Source organism: Priestia sp. 53B2 (genome assembly GCF_056099005.1).
Window position 1 is genome coordinate 1 of record NZ_JBLZXA010000011.1, and the last position, 15,531, is coordinate 15,531.

Annotated in this window: 19 protein-coding genes and 1 rRNA gene; 19 read left to right on the forward strand and 1 reads right to left on the reverse strand. The window is 37.0% G+C overall.

The features are described from left to right. The first annotated feature begins 7 nt into the window (after positions 1-7). The 11 genes from rrf to rsmI all read left to right on the forward strand — a co-directional run bounded on the left by rrf (position 8) and on the right by rsmI (position 7,244). A 5S ribosomal RNA gene (gene rrf / locus ACN6NE_RS11155) occupies positions 8-123 on the forward strand. 137 nt (positions 124-260) lie between these two features. Then, positions 261-443, forward strand: coding sequence for a sigma factor G inhibitor Gin (locus ACN6NE_RS11160; protein ID WP_129705618.1), 183 nt, complete (start codon positions 261-263; stop codon positions 441-443). A 153-nt stretch (positions 444-596) separates the two neighbouring features. Then, positions 597-2,021 carry an aminotransferase class I/II-fold pyridoxal phosphate-dependent enzyme gene (locus ACN6NE_RS11165; protein WP_474325326.1) on the forward strand — a complete coding sequence of 475 codons (1,425 nt, stop codon included), beginning with the start codon at positions 597-599 and terminating at the stop codon, positions 2,019-2,021. A 16-nt stretch (positions 2,022-2,037) separates the two neighbouring features. Further along, positions 2,038-2,664 (forward strand): dTMP kinase, encoded by a 627-nt coding sequence (gene tmk / locus ACN6NE_RS11170; protein WP_129705622.1) that lies wholly within the window; start codon positions 2,038-2,040, stop codon positions 2,662-2,664. Between the two features lie 63 nt (positions 2,665-2,727). Next, positions 2,728-3,057: a cyclic-di-AMP receptor gene (locus ACN6NE_RS11175; RefSeq protein ID WP_013054845.1), complete on the forward strand. Its 330-nt coding sequence runs from the start codon at positions 2,728-2,730 to the stop codon at positions 3,055-3,057. Positions 3,058-3,090: 33 nt separating this feature from the next. Further along, the gene (gene holB / locus ACN6NE_RS11180; RefSeq protein ID WP_129705624.1) at positions 3,091-4,083 is read left to right on the forward strand and encodes a DNA polymerase III subunit delta'; all 993 of its coding nucleotides are present in this window, start codon (positions 3,091-3,093) and stop codon (positions 4,081-4,083) included. Positions 4,084-4,087: 4 nt separating this feature from the next. Beyond that, entirely contained in the window at positions 4,088-4,915 is an 828-nt protein-coding gene (locus ACN6NE_RS11185) for a PSP1 domain-containing protein (protein ID WP_013054847.1), read from the forward strand. Between the two features lie 14 nt (positions 4,916-4,929). After that, positions 4,930-5,295, forward strand: coding sequence for a DNA replication initiation control protein YabA (gene yabA, locus ACN6NE_RS11190; RefSeq protein WP_474325327.1), 366 nt, complete (start codon positions 4,930-4,932; stop codon positions 5,293-5,295). A gap of 78 nt (positions 5,296-5,373) precedes the next feature. Then, positions 5,374-6,120, forward strand: a complete 747-nt coding sequence (locus tag ACN6NE_RS11195) for a tRNA1(Val) (adenine(37)-N6)-methyltransferase (RefSeq protein WP_129705626.1) — start codon at positions 5,374-5,376, stop codon at positions 6,118-6,120. Beyond that, on the forward strand, positions 6,107-6,394 hold the full coding sequence (locus ACN6NE_RS11200) for a GIY-YIG nuclease family protein (protein WP_013054850.1): 288 nt from the start codon (positions 6,107-6,109) through the stop codon (positions 6,392-6,394). Before ACN6NE_RS11195 ends, ACN6NE_RS11200 begins: the two co-directional genes overlap by 14 nt. Further along, positions 6,372-7,244 (forward strand): 16S rRNA (cytidine(1402)-2'-O)-methyltransferase, encoded by an 873-nt coding sequence (gene rsmI, locus ACN6NE_RS11205; RefSeq protein ID WP_129705628.1) that lies wholly within the window; start codon positions 6,372-6,374, stop codon positions 7,242-7,244. Before ACN6NE_RS11200 ends, rsmI begins: the two co-directional genes overlap by 23 nt. A gap of 32 nt (positions 7,245-7,276) precedes the next feature. Here the strand turns inward: rsmI and ACN6NE_RS11210 are convergent, their stop codons facing one another. After that, positions 7,277-7,567 (reverse strand): AbrB/MazE/SpoVT family DNA-binding domain-containing protein, encoded by a 291-nt coding sequence (locus ACN6NE_RS11210; protein ID WP_170836841.1) that lies wholly within the window; start codon positions 7,565-7,567, stop codon positions 7,277-7,279. Positions 7,568-8,133: 566 nt separating this feature from the next. Between ACN6NE_RS11210 and metG the strand changes: the two genes are divergently transcribed. The 8 genes from metG (at position 8,134) to ispE (ending at position 15,526) form a co-directional block, all read left to right on the forward strand. Then, a complete protein-coding gene (gene metG / locus ACN6NE_RS11215) occupies positions 8,134-10,116 on the forward strand; it encodes a methionine--tRNA ligase (protein ID WP_025601514.1) in 1,983 nt (660 codons plus the stop codon). A 90-nt stretch (positions 10,117-10,206) separates the two neighbouring features. Continuing rightward, complete coding sequence (locus ACN6NE_RS11220; RefSeq protein WP_057237546.1) at positions 10,207-10,977, forward strand: TatD family hydrolase; 771 nt, start codon at positions 10,207-10,209, stop codon at positions 10,975-10,977. 223 nt (positions 10,978-11,200) lie between these two features. After that, a complete protein-coding gene (rnmV, locus tag ACN6NE_RS11225) occupies positions 11,201-11,764 on the forward strand; it encodes a ribonuclease M5 (protein ID WP_129705632.1) in 564 nt (187 codons plus the stop codon). Continuing rightward, the gene (gene rsmA / locus ACN6NE_RS11230; protein ID WP_057242731.1) at positions 11,758-12,636 is read left to right on the forward strand and encodes a 16S rRNA (adenine(1518)-N(6)/adenine(1519)-N(6))-dimethyltransferase RsmA; all 879 of its coding nucleotides are present in this window, start codon (positions 11,758-11,760) and stop codon (positions 12,634-12,636) included. Before rnmV ends, rsmA begins: the two co-directional genes overlap by 7 nt. A gap of 77 nt (positions 12,637-12,713) precedes the next feature. After that, entirely contained in the window at positions 12,714-13,586 is an 873-nt protein-coding gene (yabG, locus tag ACN6NE_RS11235) for a sporulation peptidase YabG (protein WP_025601509.1), read from the forward strand. Positions 13,587-13,859: 273 nt separating this feature from the next. Then, positions 13,860-14,093 (forward strand): biofilm formation stimulator Veg, encoded by a 234-nt coding sequence (gene veg, locus ACN6NE_RS11240; protein ID WP_013054859.1) that lies wholly within the window; start codon positions 13,860-13,862, stop codon positions 14,091-14,093. Between the two features lie 194 nt (positions 14,094-14,287). Beyond that, positions 14,288-14,458 carry a small, acid-soluble spore protein, alpha/beta type gene (locus tag ACN6NE_RS11245; protein ID WP_129705635.1) on the forward strand — a complete coding sequence of 57 codons (171 nt, stop codon included), beginning with the start codon at positions 14,288-14,290 and terminating at the stop codon, positions 14,456-14,458. A gap of 198 nt (positions 14,459-14,656) precedes the next feature. Beyond that, positions 14,657-15,526, forward strand: a complete 870-nt coding sequence (ispE, locus tag ACN6NE_RS11250) for a 4-(cytidine 5'-diphospho)-2-C-methyl-D-erythritol kinase (RefSeq protein ID WP_129705637.1) — start codon at positions 14,657-14,659, stop codon at positions 15,524-15,526. The last annotated feature ends 5 nt before the right edge of the window (positions 15,527-15,531 follow it).

Sequence of the window (15,531 nt, forward strand, 5' to 3'; positions counted from 1 at the left end):
TCTCTTGTCTGGTGGCGATAGCGAAGAGGTCACACCCGTTCCCATACCGAACACGGAAGTTAAGCTCTTTAGCGCCAATGGTAGTTGGGACTTTGTCCCTGTGAGAGTAGGACGTTGCCAGGCACCTAAAAAGGACTAGCTATTTTAGCTAGTCCTTTTTTATTGTTCACAGAGTATAAGCTATCTACATAAAATGGGGTAAATGAACTGCATAAAGAAGTTACATCTTGTCGATACTTATTTAGTGGAGGTGGAGAGTAATGGAAAAACAAATTAAAACATGTTCCGTTTGTCATGAACAGCATAAAAAGGGTATTGAGGTGTTTTCCAGCTTTATATGCCAACACTGCGAGGTGGAGATTGTAGAGGTGGATTCATCTCATTTTCGTTATCAATTGTTAGTAGATCAATTAAAGAGAATATCAGGAGCGTTTTCTTACTAAAAGCCCTTTTTTATAAGGGCTTCTTTATATGGTTCAAAAAAATCATCTAAGTTTGTTATAATGAAAGAAAAATGAATTTTGATAGGAAGAATACTTACATATTCTTTTATCAAGTTAACAATGTTATATTTACAAAAAGTAAGGAATGGATATATGGATACATATTTACCTTTATATAACCGTTTAGTAAGGCACAGCGAAAAGAGGTCACTCTCTTATCACGTGCCCGGCCATAAAAATGGTCAAATTCTACCTTCACATATTCAGTCTTCTTACGCAGACTTTTTGCAATACGATCTAACAGAAATTAGTGGATTAGATGATTTACATGAAGCAGAATCTGTTATTAAAGAAGCACAAGAGTTAACGGCAAAGTTGTATGGAGTAGATGAAAGCTTTTTTTTAGTTAATGGTTCTACTGTAGGCAATCTTGCCGCGATTTTATCTCTTTGCCAAGAAGGAGATAAAATTGCTGTCCAAAGAGATTCTCATAAATCTATTTTTAATGCTATTGCTTTATCAAAGGCATCACCTATTTTTTTAGCTCCTGAAATAGACTCTAAAACACATCTTAGTACAGGTGTATCCATTAAAACAATTAAAGCGGCTTTAGAGCATTCTGAGGATATAAAAGCATTTGTATTAACAAATCCTACTTACTACGGGGTGGCGCGAGATTTAAAGGAGACTATTGACTTTCTTCATGGCTACAATATTCCTATAATTATTGATGAAGCTCATGGAACCCATTTTATTTTAGGCAATCCTTTTCCTTCTTCAGCTGTTACGTATGGAGCCGACCTTGTCGTTCAGTCAGCACATAAAACGCTGCCAGCTATGACAATGGGTTCTTATTTACATATGCAAGGAACATTGGTAAATAAGCAAGCCGTGCGGCATTACCTACAAGTACTGCAGTCAAGCAGTCCTTCATATCCTATTATGGCTTCTCTCGATTTGGCACGGTATTATCTGCAGCAGTTTACACAGCATGATATCGATAGAATGACTGACAATATTCATTCATTTGCTGAAAAGATTAATGAGATTGATACACTTTCAACTATCGAGGTGGAAACAGATCAAACTGCTACCGACCTTTTGAAAATGACATTGACTTGTTCGGCGGCAACAGGATATCATTTGCAAAAGGAACTGGAAAAGCAAAATATTTATACAGAACTAGCTGACGTTAACTATGTATTGTTTGTTCTACCGTTAAGCAGCAGTTGGGATTTTAATGATACAATTAAGCGGGTTAGACAAGCAGTAGAGAATATACAGCGTAAGTCATATGAAAAACCACTAATCAAACCATTTCGTTTTTCAAGAGCAACCGTTCTCCTGTCTATGGAAGAAAGAAAACTAAGATCAAAGCATATGTGTTCGTTTGAAGAAGCGATTGGGTGTGTAAGCGCACAATCTGTTATTCCATATCCTCCTGGAATTCCTATTTTAATGGAGGGAGAAACGATTACGAGCAATCATATTGATTATATTTTGCATATTCAAAGGTTAAACGGTCATATTCAAGGCGGCTCTTGTATGGAAAAAGGAAAGATAGAAGTATTTAAATAGAGAAAGGAATTTATACATGTCAGGAACGTTTATTACATTCGAAGGGCCAGAGGGTGCTGGTAAGACGACCATCATCCATATGGTTCAACAAAAATTAATACAAGAGGGCTATACCATTGTATTAACAAGAGAGCCTGGAGGCATACGAATTGCTGAACAAATTCGTGAAATCATCTTAAATCCATCTAACACGGAAATGGATGCCAGAACCGAAGCACTTCTTTACGCTGCGGCTAGAAGACAACATCTTGTGGAAAAAGTGATTCCTGAGCTAAATAAAGGGAATATAGTGTTATGTGACCGTTTTATTGATAGCTCACTTGCTTATCAAGGAAATGCGCGGGGTATAGGCGTAGAAGATATTTTTGCTATCAATCAATTTGCTATTGAGCAAACGATGCCACAGGCCACTTTATATTTTGATATTGAGCCTGAGGTAGGATTAGAAAGAATTAATAAAGGTCGAAAAAATGAGATTAATCGATTAGATTTAGAATCCTTAGACTTTCATTACAAAGTACGAGATGGATATTTATCTCTTTTGAGTGAATTTCCAGAGCGTATTCGACGAATTGATGCAAATCAATCCGTTGAAAAAGTCTGTGAAGAAGCTTATAAACAAATAAAATTGATTTTAAAATAAATACAGATGATCGTTATTCTTGCTATACTATTCTTAACAAAAAAGTAAAATGAGGTGTTATTCATGAAATTAGTAATGGCCGTTATTCAAGATTCAGATAGCTCAAAGCTTTTAAATGCACTTGTAGAAAGAGGGTTTCGTTCAACCAAATTATCAAGTACGGGCGGATTTTTAAAATCAGGGAATACAACAATTATGATTGGTACAGATGATCATAAAGTAGATGAAGTACTTGATATTATCAAGGGCCAATGTGAAAACCGCAGACAGATGATTTCTCCTGTGGCACCGATGGGCGGTAATGCAGATTCATACATTCCGTATCCTGTTGAAGTTGAAGTGGGCGGAGCTACAGTATTCGTACTACCAGTAGATCAATTTCATCAATTTTGAGAGAGAAGATTTTAAATAGAAAGTGATGATTGAATGGGAAATACATGGGAACAGCTTGAAGCTCTTCAGCCGAACGTATTAAAGATTTTACAAAACAGCTTACTTAAAGAGCGAGTTGCTCATGCTTATTTATTTGAAGGAAGCAAAGGAACAGGTAAAAAACAAATTAGTTTTTTGTTTGCTAAAGCGCTGTTTTGCCAAAATCCAGTTAATCATAGGCCATGTCATGAGTGCAGTAACTGCCGGCGAATTGATTCAGGTAATCATCCAGATATTCACTTGATTGAGCCAGCTGGGCTATCGATTAAAAAAGAGCAAATTCAATTCTTGCAATCAGAATTCACAAAAACTGGTGTTGAATCTAATAAAAAGTTATATATTGTGAATCATGTTGATAAAATGACAGTAAGCGCAGCAAATAGTTTACTGAAATTTTTAGAAGAGCCTGGCAACGGAACTTATGCAATTTTATTAACAGAAAATATACAGCGCTTATTAGATACGATTATCTCACGTTGCCAAGTAATATCATTTCGATCTCTTACACCAGAACAGTTAGCTGAAAAACTAGTAGAAAATGGCCTTTCGGCAGTAGATGCGTCCATCTTGTCTAATTTAACAAACAGCATTGATGAAGCAATTGAATTAAGTAAAGATGAATGGTTTGGACTTGCAATAAAGTTAGTGATACAATTATATGAAGTGTTAACAACGAGACCTCAACAAGCTCTTCTTTTTATTCATGAAAAGTGGGTAACACATTTTAAAGAAAAAGAACAAGCTCATATTGGTTTAACTTTATTGATGCTTCTTTATCGTGATTTGTTGACGCTGCAAGTTGGACAAGAGTCTAAAATCGTCTATCGTCATAAAATAGAAGAATTAAAACAGCAAGCTCTTCAGACAACGCAGGAAAAAGCGATTTATCGCTTAGGGGTTATCTTGAAGGCCAAAAATAAATTAAATTCAAATATGAATCTACAGTTATTAATGGAACAGCTGGTGTTGGATTTGCAGGAGGGATAAAAGCTTGTATGATGTAGTAGGCGTTCGCTTTAAAAAAGCGGGAAAAATATATTATTTTGACCCTGGAGAACTTACAATTCCAGATGGTGAGTTTGTTATTGTAGAAACAGTTCGTGGTGTTGAATTTGGCAGAGTGGTTATTAATAAAAAGCAAGTAAGTGAACACGATGTCGTACTTCCTTTGAAAAAAGTAATCCGCATTGCCGAACAAAAAGACAGGCTGATTGTGGATGAAAATAAACAAGCTGCTAGAGAAGCATATGACGTATGCGTGCAAAAAATTCAATCACACGATTTAGATATGAAGTTAGTAGATGTAGAATATACGTTTGATCGTAATAAAGTCATTTTTTATTTTACAGCAGACGGCCGTATTGATTTTAGAGAGTTAGTTAAAGATTTAGCTGCTATTTTCCGTACGCGAATTGAGCTTCGTCAAATCGGTGTACGAGACGAGGCAAAGCTGTTGGGCGGGATAGGTCCTTGTGGACGTATGCTATGTTGCTCAACGTTTTTAGGTGATTTTGAGCCGGTTTCTATTAAGATGGCCAAAGACCAAAACCTATCGCTTAATCCAACGAAAATTTCTGGTTTATGCGGACGTTTGATGTGTTGTTTAAAATATGAAAATGATGAGTATGAAACGGCAAAAGAACAGCTTCCTGATATAGGCTCAACAATTAAAACTTCAGATGGTTCAGGACGTGTAGTGGGTTTGAATATTTTGGAAAGAATTATTCAAGTGGAACTGTCAGATCACGAACAAATTTTAGAGTATACTCTGGATGAGATCAATAATGAAGGTGCTGTTTCGTTTCAAGCCACAGATTAACGAGGTGGGCAAAGGTGGATAAAAAAGAGATTTTTGATTCGGTGACAAACATGGAGGAACAAATTGGTCATTTATATAAGCAGTTAGGTGAGTTGAAAGAGCATCTTGCTGAGCTAATTGAAGAAAATCATCACCTGCAAATAGAAAATGATCATTTGCGCCGTCGCCTTGACCAGACAAACTTCGAAACGAAGCTGAAAAATAGACATTCAAAAGCAAGCTCTCAAACAAAAGAGCAAAAACAAATTGATATCGGAGAAGGATATGACAATTTGGCTCGCCTTTACCAAGAGGGTTTTCATATTTGTAACATTCATTATGGAAGTGTGCGTAAAGATGGAGACTGTTTGTTTTGCTTGTCATTTTTAAATAAAAAGTAACAACACCTCTCCCTTTTGGAGAGGTTCTTTTTATGAGTAAAAGATATAAATAATAGATGTACAAGGAGAAGAACGACTATGATTAAGTTATATGGAGATGAACGTTTAGATTATCTATTAGCCGATGAGGAGATGCGCATTATTCAAAGTCCGTCTGTCTTTTCCTTTTCATTGGATGCTGTGCTTTTATCTCACTTTGCTTATGTCCCAATTCGTAAAGGTAACTTGGTTGATTTATGTTCAGGAAACGGTGTAATCCCACTGTTTTTATCTAAACGAACAAAGGGAAAAATCATTGGTGTAGAAATTCAAGAGCGGCTACACAGTATGGCGCAAAGAAGTATTGCGTATAATCAGCTGGATGGCCAGATTAAAATGATACATGGTGATTTAAAAAATGCGCCTCAAGAACTGGGTTATGGAAAATATGATGTTGTAACATGTAATCCTCCTTATTTCACCACATCCAATAAAGAAGAGATAAATGAAAACGAACACTTTGCAATCGCTCGCCACGAGATTCATTGTTCGTTGGAAGATGTGATTAGAGCCAGCAGTCAACTAGTGAAGCAAGGCGGAAAAGTGGCATTAGTTCACCGTCCAGGAAGACTATTAGATATCGTTACGTTAATGAGGCAGTACCGTTTAGAGCCAAAGAGACTTCAGTTTGTCTATCCTAAAGATGGGAAAGAAGCAAATACACTTTTAATTGAAGGTACGAAGGATGGAAGCCCAGATTTAAAGATTCTTCCTCCGCTGGTGGTCTACCAAGATAATGATGAATACACGGAAGAATTAAAAAGGATTTTATATGGAACAAAATAATCATTATTTTTATGTAGTTGAATGCAAGGACTGTACGTATTACGCTGGTTACACGAATAATTTGCAAAAACGTATTTCTGTCCATAATGAAGGAAAAGGGGCAAAATATACGAGAGCAAGAAGGCCTGTTTCATTAATTTGGCATGAGGTGTTTACTTCTAAAACAGAAGCTATGCAAAAAGAATATTGGTTCAAACAGTTAAGCAGAGTGCAAAAACAGGCTTACATTCGAAGGGAGCAAGAAAAGCAGAATGAAATCACAAAAAAGTTATGATGTATCGAATGAACGAGGCGTTTTATATTTAGTTCCCACTCCTATTGGAAACTTAGAGGATATGACATTTCGTGCGATTCGAATTTTAAAAGAAGTTGATTATATTGCCGCAGAAGATACGAGACAAACGAAAAAACTATGTAACCACTTTGAAATCGATACGCCTATTACAAGTTATCATGAACATAATAAACATACAAAAAGTGAACAGCTGTTAAGCGACTTAGACGGTGAAAAAAATATTGCTTTAGTAAGCGACGCGGGCATGCCTTGTATTTCAGATCCTGGTTATGAGTTAGTGGTAGCTGCCGTTAAAGAAGGGTATACGGTTGTTCCGCTGCCGGGGCCTAACGCAGCATTAACAGCTTTAATTGCTTCGGGACTACCTACGGGGCAGTTTTATTTTTATGGATTTTTAAACAGAAATAAAAAACAGCGTAAAGAACAGCTTCAAGAGCTTCAGTATATTAAGGAAAGCATGATATTTTATGAAGCCCCTCATCGATTAAAAGAAACACTAAAGAGTATAGAAGAAATTTTAGGAAACCGATCTATTGTGTTATGTAGAGAGTTAACAAAACGCTATGAAGAATTTTTAAGAGGAAGTGTATTAGAAGCAATTAAATGGACAAATGCCACAGATATTAGAGGCGAATTCTGCTTAATTCTTGAAGGGACAAATGAAGAAGCGCCAGATGAAAGTAATCTATGGTGGGAACAGCTCACCATTATCGAGCATGTTGATCACTATGTAGAAGAAGGACTTTCAAACAAAGAAGCTATTAAGCAAGTGGCAAAAGACCGAGATGTGTCAAAGCGAGACATTTATAGTGAATATCACGTACATTAAAAAAAGCTGTCTATCATAGACAGCTTTTCGTTTTATTTAGAAGCTTGTAAAGAATCTTGAAGTTCTTTCATGATTTGTTCTGCACCTTCACGGCTTAGAATTAATTTGCCGCTAGCAAGTTGAATGTTATCATCAGATACTTCACCTGTTACTTGGCAAGTCATGTTTGGTTTGTATTTTTTTAAGATGATGCGCTCTTCATCTACATAGATTTCTAGAGCATCTTTCTCTGCAATTCCTAATGTACGACGTAATTCAATTGGAATTACTACGCGTCCTAATTCATCAACTTTACGAACAATACCTGTAGATTTCATGTTAATCGTTCTCCTCTCAGTAATCATTTTTCTATGTTATTACTTTCGTCATTATTCGACAATTTCAACGTACTTTCATAATACCAGCGTTTCCAAAACTAGTCAATCATTTTATATGTAAAAAAATGTAGCTGGGAAAAATTTTTTTTCTCGACTTGTTTACAAGCTAATTGTGACCGTCAGTCAAGGAATGACAAGGGGTTTCATTGGAAAAAAGATTAATCGTCTAAATAGCTTGATATTAACTATTTTGAAGATAGGGTAAATGTAATTCGACATAAAACGACAAAATTAGACCTATTTGTCGTTTTCATCAAAGTGACTTTTTGAATGAGGGTATATTTTATATAAAAATAGGGCGAAGCTGATACAATTAACAGGATTATTTTTTGGAAAAATAACGATTATTTAAAAATGAAGTGAATCCGTCATATTCCCGTGTATATAGGAAGAGAATGTTTTGAAATTATCATGTAAAATAGTATGATAGATAGTAGAATAAGAAGACAGGGTTTATATGATTACATACATATAAATCAAAATGTTGAAATGGAATGTTGGAGGTTATGAACATGGCAGATGGAAATAATACATTTTATATTACTACGCCGATTTATTATCCGAGTGGTAAATTACATATAGGGCATGCATACACGACGGTAGCGGGAGATGCAATGGCTCGTTATAAACGTTTGAGAGGGTTTGACGTACGTTATTTAACAGGTACAGATGAACATGGTCAAAAAATTCAGCGAAAAGCAGAAGAGAAAAACGTGACACCTCAGCAATACGTAGATGATATTGTATCTGGAATCAAAGAGCTGTGGGATAAGATGGATATTTCGTATGATGATTTTATCCGTACAACAGAACCAAGACATAAAGAAATCGTGGAAAAGATTTTCGCGCGCCTTTTAGAACAAGGTGATATTTATCTTGATGAGTATGAAGGTTGGTATTCAGTTCCCGATGAGACGTACTATACAGAGCATCAACTAGTAGATCCAATCGTTGAAAATGGAAAAGTTGTAGGCGGAAAAAGCCCGGATAGCGGACACCCTGTAGAGCTCGTTCGAGAAGAGTCCTATTTCTTTAAAATGGGGAAATACGTAGATCGTTTACTAGCTTTTTATGAAGAAAACCCTTCATTTATTCAACCAGAGTCCCGTAAAAACGAAATGATCAATAATTTTATTAAGCCTGGCCTTGAAGACTTAGCTGTCTCTCGTACGACGTTTGATTGGGGGGTAAAAGTTCCAGGTAACCCAAAACACGTTATTTACGTATGGATTGATGCGCTTTCTAACTATATCACCTCTCTTGGGTATGATACAGAGAACGATGAAAATTATCGAAAATATTGGCCGGCTAACGTACATTTAGTAGGAAAAGAAATCGTACGTTTCCATACTATTTATTGGCCAATCATGTTGATGGCACTTGATTTGCCACTTCCTAAGAAAGTATTTGCTCACGGCTGGTTATTAATGAAAGATGGAAAGATGTCGAAGTCAAAAGGGAATGTAGTAGACCCAGTGACATTGATTGACCGCTATGGACTAGATGCCCTTCGTTACTACTTGCTTCGTGAAGTTCCATTCGGTTCAGACGGTGTATTCACACCAGAAGCGTTTGTTGAACGTATTAACTTTGACTTAGCAAATGACCTTGGCAACTTAGTTAATCGTACAGTGGCGATGATTAATAAGTATTTTGATGGTGTTATTCCGACTTATGAAGGCAATGTAACAGAGTTTGATGCACTTATCGTCCAAGCTCAAAAAGATACAGTAAATAAATATGAAGAAGCGATGGAAGATATGGAGTTTTCAGTGGCTCTTGCTTCTATCTGGCAATATGTAAGCCGCACGAATAAATACATTGATGAAACGCAGCCTTGGGCGTTAGCAAAAGATGAGAATAAGCGTGCAGAACTTGCTTCCGTTATGACACATCTAGCTGAATCAATTCGTCACATTGCGGTATTACTGCAGCCATTCTTAACGCGTACACCTGAGAAAATTTTTGCTCAGATTGGTGTAAAAGAAGATGTATTAAAAACGTGGGAAAGCACGACGCGTTTTAATATGCTTAAAGAAGGCACAAAAGTAGAAAAAGGTGAGCCAATGTTCCCTCGTCTAGATCGAGAAGAAGAGGTAGCGTTTATTAAAGAGCAGATGCAAGGGAGTGCTCCAAAGGAAGAAAAACCTGTTGTGAAGGAAGAGCCTTCTGAAGAGATTATGATTGATGATTTCATGAAAGTAGAGCTTCGTGTAGCGCAAGTTACGCAAGTAGAACCAGTTAAAAAGGCAGATAAACTATTAAAGCTGCAGCTTGATCTTGGCTATGAAAAACGCCAGGTTGTATCAGGTATTGCCAAGTTTTATAAGCCTGAAGAATTAGTAGGTCGAAAAGTAATTTGTGTAACCAACTTAAAACCTGTGAAACTGCGCGGTGAACTATCACAAGGAATGATTTTAGCGGGGGAAGATGAGAATGGTCTTTCACTAGCAAGCGTAGATCAAAACTTAGCAAACGGCACGAAGATAAAATAAGTACACGAAGATAAAATAAGTATAGGTAAAAGGGGTGTTTCACGTGTAACATGCGAGGACCCCCTTTTATTCATGGAAAGGATCGATTAGATGTTATTTGATACACATGTTCACTTAAACGCAGAACAGTATGAAGATGATTTGCAAGAAGTAATTAATCGTGCGTTAGAAAAAGGTGTTCAAAACATGGTAGTTGTTGGATTCGATGAACCTACCATCAAAAAGGCTATTCAAATAGCTGAAACGTATGACTTTATCTATGCTAGTGTAGGATGGCATCCAGTAGATGCAGTTGATATGACGGATGAGCACTTAGCTTGGATTGAAGAGTTAGCTCAGCATCCGAAAGTTGTTGCTTTAGGAGAAATGGGATTAGACTACCATTGGGATAAATCCCCTAAAGAAGTTCAAAAAGACGTATTTCGCCGTCAAATTCGCTTAGCTCGCAAAGTGAATTTACCTATCATTATTCATAATCGTGATGCAACGGAAGACGTGGTAACCATTTTAAAAGAAGAGCACGTAGAAGAAGTAGGCGGGATTATGCATTGCTTCACGGGCAGTATTGAAGTAGCGAAGCAGTGTATGGATATGAATATGTATATTTCTTTTGGCGGACCTGTTACTTTTAAAAATGCGAAAAAGCCAAAAGAAGTTGCTACAGAGCTTCCTTTAGATAAACTATTAATTGAAACAGACTGTCCTTATCTGACGCCTCATCCATTCCGCGGCAAGCGCAATGAACCTGGTTATGTTTCATACGTAGCAGAGCAAATTGCAGAGTTAAAAGGTATAACGTATGAAGAATTAGCTGATATTACAACAGCTAACGCCAAAAAGCTATTTGGCATTAATGATTAAAACTTTTTCTCATATAACAATCATTTTCGTGTTAAAGTAAAGATAGGCGCAGAGGAGAATGTTATCCTCTGCCTTTTTCAGTTAAAATAACAGGTAAATGCTTTTTAATTTAGTTGATAATAAGATAAAACGTTGATTTCATAGAAGAAAAATGATGTGTGTAACGATCATTTCATTTTTACTGAAAAGCAAATGAACAAAACTGAATGTTTTGGAGGAAGCAATGAAGATTAAAGAAATTATTGTAGTAGAAGGCCGAGATGACACTGTAGCGATTAAACGTGCAGTGGATGCGGATACCATCGAGACAAATGGATCAGCTGTAAATGAAGAAACCATTGAGAAAGTAAAGTTAGCTCAAAAAACAAGAGGCGTGATTATTTTTACAGATCCAGATTATCCAGGACAGCGAATTCGAAATATTGTTTCAGAACGTGTTCCCGGATGTAAACATGCATTCTTAGATAAAGAAGAGGCTCGCCCTAAAAATGGCAAAGGTATTGGAGTTGAACATGCTTCTATTGCGTCTATTCAAAAAGCACTAAAAGATGTGAAGCAAGAGTGGATGGGGGCAGCTATCGAGATTTCTCAAGAGGATTTAATCGTAGCTCGTTTGATAGGAGATAGTAAAGCTAAGTCTCGACGTGAAAGAATAGGGAAGTTATTAAAAGTTGGCTATGCCAACGGAAAACAGCTCCATAAACGATTACAGATGTTCCAAATTTCAAAAGAGGACTTTATCAGAGCTGTTGAGCAGATAAATAAGGAGGAAAAGGGATCGTGTTAAAAGATATTGCAACGCCTAATCGAACCAAGGAAATTTTAAAGAAATACGGTTTTACATTTAAAAAGAGTTTGGGACAAAATTTTTTAATTGATACGAACATTTTACATCGTATTGTTGATCATGCGGAAATAACAGAAGAAACGGGAGCTATTGAAATTGGACCTGGTATCGGGGCCTTAACTGAACAGCTAGCAAAGCGCGCAAAAAAAGTACTGGCATTTGAAATCGACCAGCGTTTGCTTCCGATTTTAGCTGATACTCTTTCTCCTTACTCAAATGCAAAAGTTATTCATCAAGATGTGTTAAAAGCGGATTTAAAAGGGACGCTCGAACAAGAATTCGAAAACATAGAAGATTTAATGGTCGTTGCGAATTTACCCTATTACGTGACGACACCCATTTTGATGAAATTATTAGAAGAGCAAATTCCGGTACGTGGAATCGTCGTTATGCTTCAAAAAGAAGTTGCCGACCGTATAGCAGCTAAACCGGGAACAAAAGAGTACGGTTCACTTTCTATTGCGATTCAATACTATACAGAGGCTGAGACGGTTATGATTGTGCCTAAAACAGTATTTAATCCGCAGCCTAATGTAGATTCAGCTGTTATTCGATTGTTGAGAAGACCAAAGCCAGCGGTAGAAGTACAAGATGAAGCATTCTTCTTTCAAGTTGTACGAGCAAGTTTTGGACAGCGTCGAAAAACAATTTTAAACAATCTAGTGAACAACTTGCCAAATGGGAAGCAGAAAAAAGCGAACATTGAGCAAGCACTTTCAACTGCTGAAATTGATCCGAAACGAAGAGGCGAAACGTTATCTATTCAAGAATTTGGAAAGCTAAGTGATCAACTTTTAAAATCATTTCGCTAAATCATCACATTTTTATCATGAAGTCATAGGCTATGAAGAGAATTTATTTTTGAAGTAGCAAAGACGGAGTGAAGCATATGAACATCAAAATTGGTGATATAGTTACACGACCTTCTTATCAAAGAGATTTGCTTTTTCGTGTTATAGCTATTAATGACAGCGAAGCGGGGAAATATGCGACTTTGATAGGAGAAGACGTTCGGTTGATTGCCGACGCTCCTTGTACAGATTTAGAGGTTGTGGATGCTAAAGAACAGGATCAAAGAAAAAAACAAGAAGAAGAACTTTTAGAAAGATCCTTGGAGCTTATTCAACAGGATTATCGGCTCGTTCGAGAGAAAACTGAATATAGCATGACAAATGGATACAGCCATTCACATCGCTTATTTCAAATTCCAGGAAAGGTCCTGCACGTAGACGGAGACCCTAATTATTTACGTAAATGTTTGTTGGTTTACGAAAAAATTGGTGTTCCTGTTTATGGTGTTCATTGCGTCGAGTCAGAAATGCCGGAGAAAGTTGGAAAGCTAATTGAGGATGTAAGACCCGATATTCTGGTGCTGACAGGCCATGATGCCTATTCCAAAGGAAAAGGAAATAAAGATGATCTCCTTGCTTATAGACATTCCAAGCACTATATTCAAACAGTCCAAGAAGCAAGAAAAAGAGTTGGTAATTTAGATCAGCTGGTGATCTTTGCAGGTGCCTGTCAATCGCATTTTGAATTATTGATTCAAGCTGGAGCAAACTTTGCTAGTTCACCTTCACGTGTAAATATTCATGCGCTTGACCCTGTGTATGTAGTAGCAAAACTAAGTTTTACTCCTTTCACGGATCGTATTAATGTATGGGACGTCTTACGTAATACATTAACGGGTGCTAAAGGTTTAGGAGGAGTAGAAACAAAAGGGCTGCTTCGCACGGGCATGCCTTATGAAAGCGATGAGTAGAAATAAAAACAACTGGTTACAGCATGTACACGCATGATGTGCAACCAGTTGTTTTTTCGTATGAAGCCAAAGTATACGCTTAATTACACAAAATCATTTTCAATATTTGCTAAAGATATACATATTTCGTTGAAAAACGAGCATAATAACAGCGAAATGTAGATTCATGTTGAAAATTATTTATTGACACAATTAGAGATAGATTGTTATAATTTTATGTTTTTGACTATTTTTCTAACATGTGTTACACTATACATAGTGAGGTGGACCAATATGGCGAAAACTTTGTCTGATATTAAGCAAGCGCTGGATTTGCACCTAGGCCAACGATTAACTTTAAAAGCAAACGGTGGTCGTAGAAAAACAGTAGAACGTTCAGGTGTATTAACAGAAACGTACCCATCTGTTTTTATCGTTGAATTAGATCAAGAGGAAAACTCTTTGGAGCGCGTTTCGTATAGTTACGCAGATGTGTTAACGGAAACAGTGCAACTAAAATTTTTCTAAGAATGACATAGGCAATATAGCAAGTGGTGATGAGCAGTGGACATTGGTTTACTGCTTTTTTATTGGTCTTTTTTTCAAATTATATATGCATTATTTTTTATACATACTATACATATCGTCCTCGCGTTTCTTATGTAAAAGAGCGAGGAGATTCAGGTTGAAATTTCATTTTATACGTAAAGGAGCCATGTGCAATGTCAAGGCGTAGAGGGGTTATGTCATCGAAGCTGAAAGAAGAACTGGCTAAAGAACTTGGTTTTTACGATACTGTACAAGCAGAAGGCTGGGGCGCTATTCGGGCAAAAGACGCAGGCAATATGGTGAAGCGAGCTGTAGAGCTTGCACAGCAGCAGCTAAAGCAATAGCATAGTGAAAATCAATGCTTATACGACTATTTAAAGTGAAATGAGGAAAACCGAAGTGTATAACCGCTTCGGTTTTTTTGTCCCAAAATGAAAGATAAAACAGAGGATTAAACAAAGATGTTTAAATGAACAGCTATATCTTGTTCATTTTATGATAAAATAGCGTTAAACTCGATAAGATGAAGTAGGTGAAGTAAGTTGAAATTAATGGTGAAAGCACCGGCTAAAATAAATTTGTCACTTGATGTGTTACATAAACGTCCAGATGGTTACCATGAAGTTAAGATGATTATGACAACAATTGATTTAGCGGACAGAATTGAACTTTCTGAACGTGAAGATGGACGAATTGTTATCTATTCTCATAATCGCTTTGTTCCAGATGACCAGCGAAATCTCGCTTATCAGGCAGCGCAGATTTTGAAGCGACGTTATAACATTTCAAAAGGTGTAAATATATTAATTGATAAACATATTCCAGTAGCTGCTGGATTAGCTGGAGGCAGCAGTGACGCGGCTGCTACATTACGCGGTTTAAATACGTTATGGGAATTAGGGTTATCATTAGACACACTTGCAGAAATAGGGGCTGAGATTGGCTCTGACGTATCTTTTTGCGTGTACGGAGGGACAGCTCTTGCCACAGGGCGCGGAGAGATTGTAGAGCATATTGAGGCACCTCCAAGCTGCTGGGTGATTTTGGCTAAGCCTGAAATAGGTGTTTCTACAGCAGATGTATATCGACACTTAAAAATTGAAGAGATGGATCATCCTAAAGTAGATGAGATGGTTCACGCCATACAATCAGGAAATTATGATCAAATGTGTAGCCTTGTAGGAAATGTATTGGAAGCAGTAACGCTGAAAATGCATCCGGAAGTAGCTCTCATTAAAGAACAAATAAAGCGTTTTGGCGCCGATGCTGTGCTCATGAGCGGCAGTGGGCCAACTGTATTTGGACTTGTACAGCATGATTCACGTATGCATCGCATTTATAATGGATTACGTGGCTTTTGTGATAAAGTTTATGCAGTTAGGCTACTAGGTGAACGAATAACGCTTGAATAAATCCG

What these genes read in the sequence shown, in the direction of transcription:
- ACN6NE_RS11160 (WP_129705618.1), top strand. Translation starts at nt 261, where the DNA reads ATGGAAAAACAAATTAAAACATGTTCCGTTTGTCATGAACAGCATAAA.
- ACN6NE_RS11165 (WP_474325326.1), top strand. Translation starts at nt 597, where the DNA reads ATGGATACATATTTACCTTTATATAACCGTTTAGTAAGGCACAGCGAA.
- tmk (WP_129705622.1), top strand. Translation starts at nt 2,038, where the DNA reads ATGTCAGGAACGTTTATTACATTCGAAGGGCCAGAGGGTGCTGGTAAG.
- ACN6NE_RS11175 (WP_013054845.1), top strand. Translation starts at nt 2,728, where the DNA reads ATGAAATTAGTAATGGCCGTTATTCAAGATTCAGATAGCTCAAAGCTT.
- holB (WP_129705624.1), top strand. Translation starts at nt 3,091, where the DNA reads ATGGGAAATACATGGGAACAGCTTGAAGCTCTTCAGCCGAACGTATTA.
- ACN6NE_RS11195 (WP_129705626.1), top strand. Translation starts at nt 5,374, where the DNA reads ATGATTAAGTTATATGGAGATGAACGTTTAGATTATCTATTAGCCGAT.
- ACN6NE_RS11200 (WP_013054850.1), top strand. Translation starts at nt 6,107, where the DNA reads ATGGAACAAAATAATCATTATTTTTATGTAGTTGAATGCAAGGACTGT.
- rsmI (WP_129705628.1), top strand. Translation starts at nt 6,372, where the DNA reads ATGAAATCACAAAAAAGTTATGATGTATCGAATGAACGAGGCGTTTTA.
- metG (WP_025601514.1), top strand. Translation starts at nt 8,134, where the DNA reads ATGGCAGATGGAAATAATACATTTTATATTACTACGCCGATTTATTAT.
- ACN6NE_RS11220 (WP_057237546.1), top strand. Translation starts at nt 10,207, where the DNA reads ATGTTATTTGATACACATGTTCACTTAAACGCAGAACAGTATGAAGAT.
- rnmV (WP_129705632.1), top strand. Translation starts at nt 11,201, where the DNA reads ATGAAGATTAAAGAAATTATTGTAGTAGAAGGCCGAGATGACACTGTA.
- yabG (WP_025601509.1), top strand. Translation starts at nt 12,714, where the DNA reads ATGAACATCAAAATTGGTGATATAGTTACACGACCTTCTTATCAAAGA.
- veg (WP_013054859.1), top strand. Translation starts at nt 13,860, where the DNA reads ATGGCGAAAACTTTGTCTGATATTAAGCAAGCGCTGGATTTGCACCTA.
- ACN6NE_RS11245 (WP_129705635.1), top strand. Translation starts at nt 14,288, where the DNA reads ATGTCAAGGCGTAGAGGGGTTATGTCATCGAAGCTGAAAGAAGAACTG.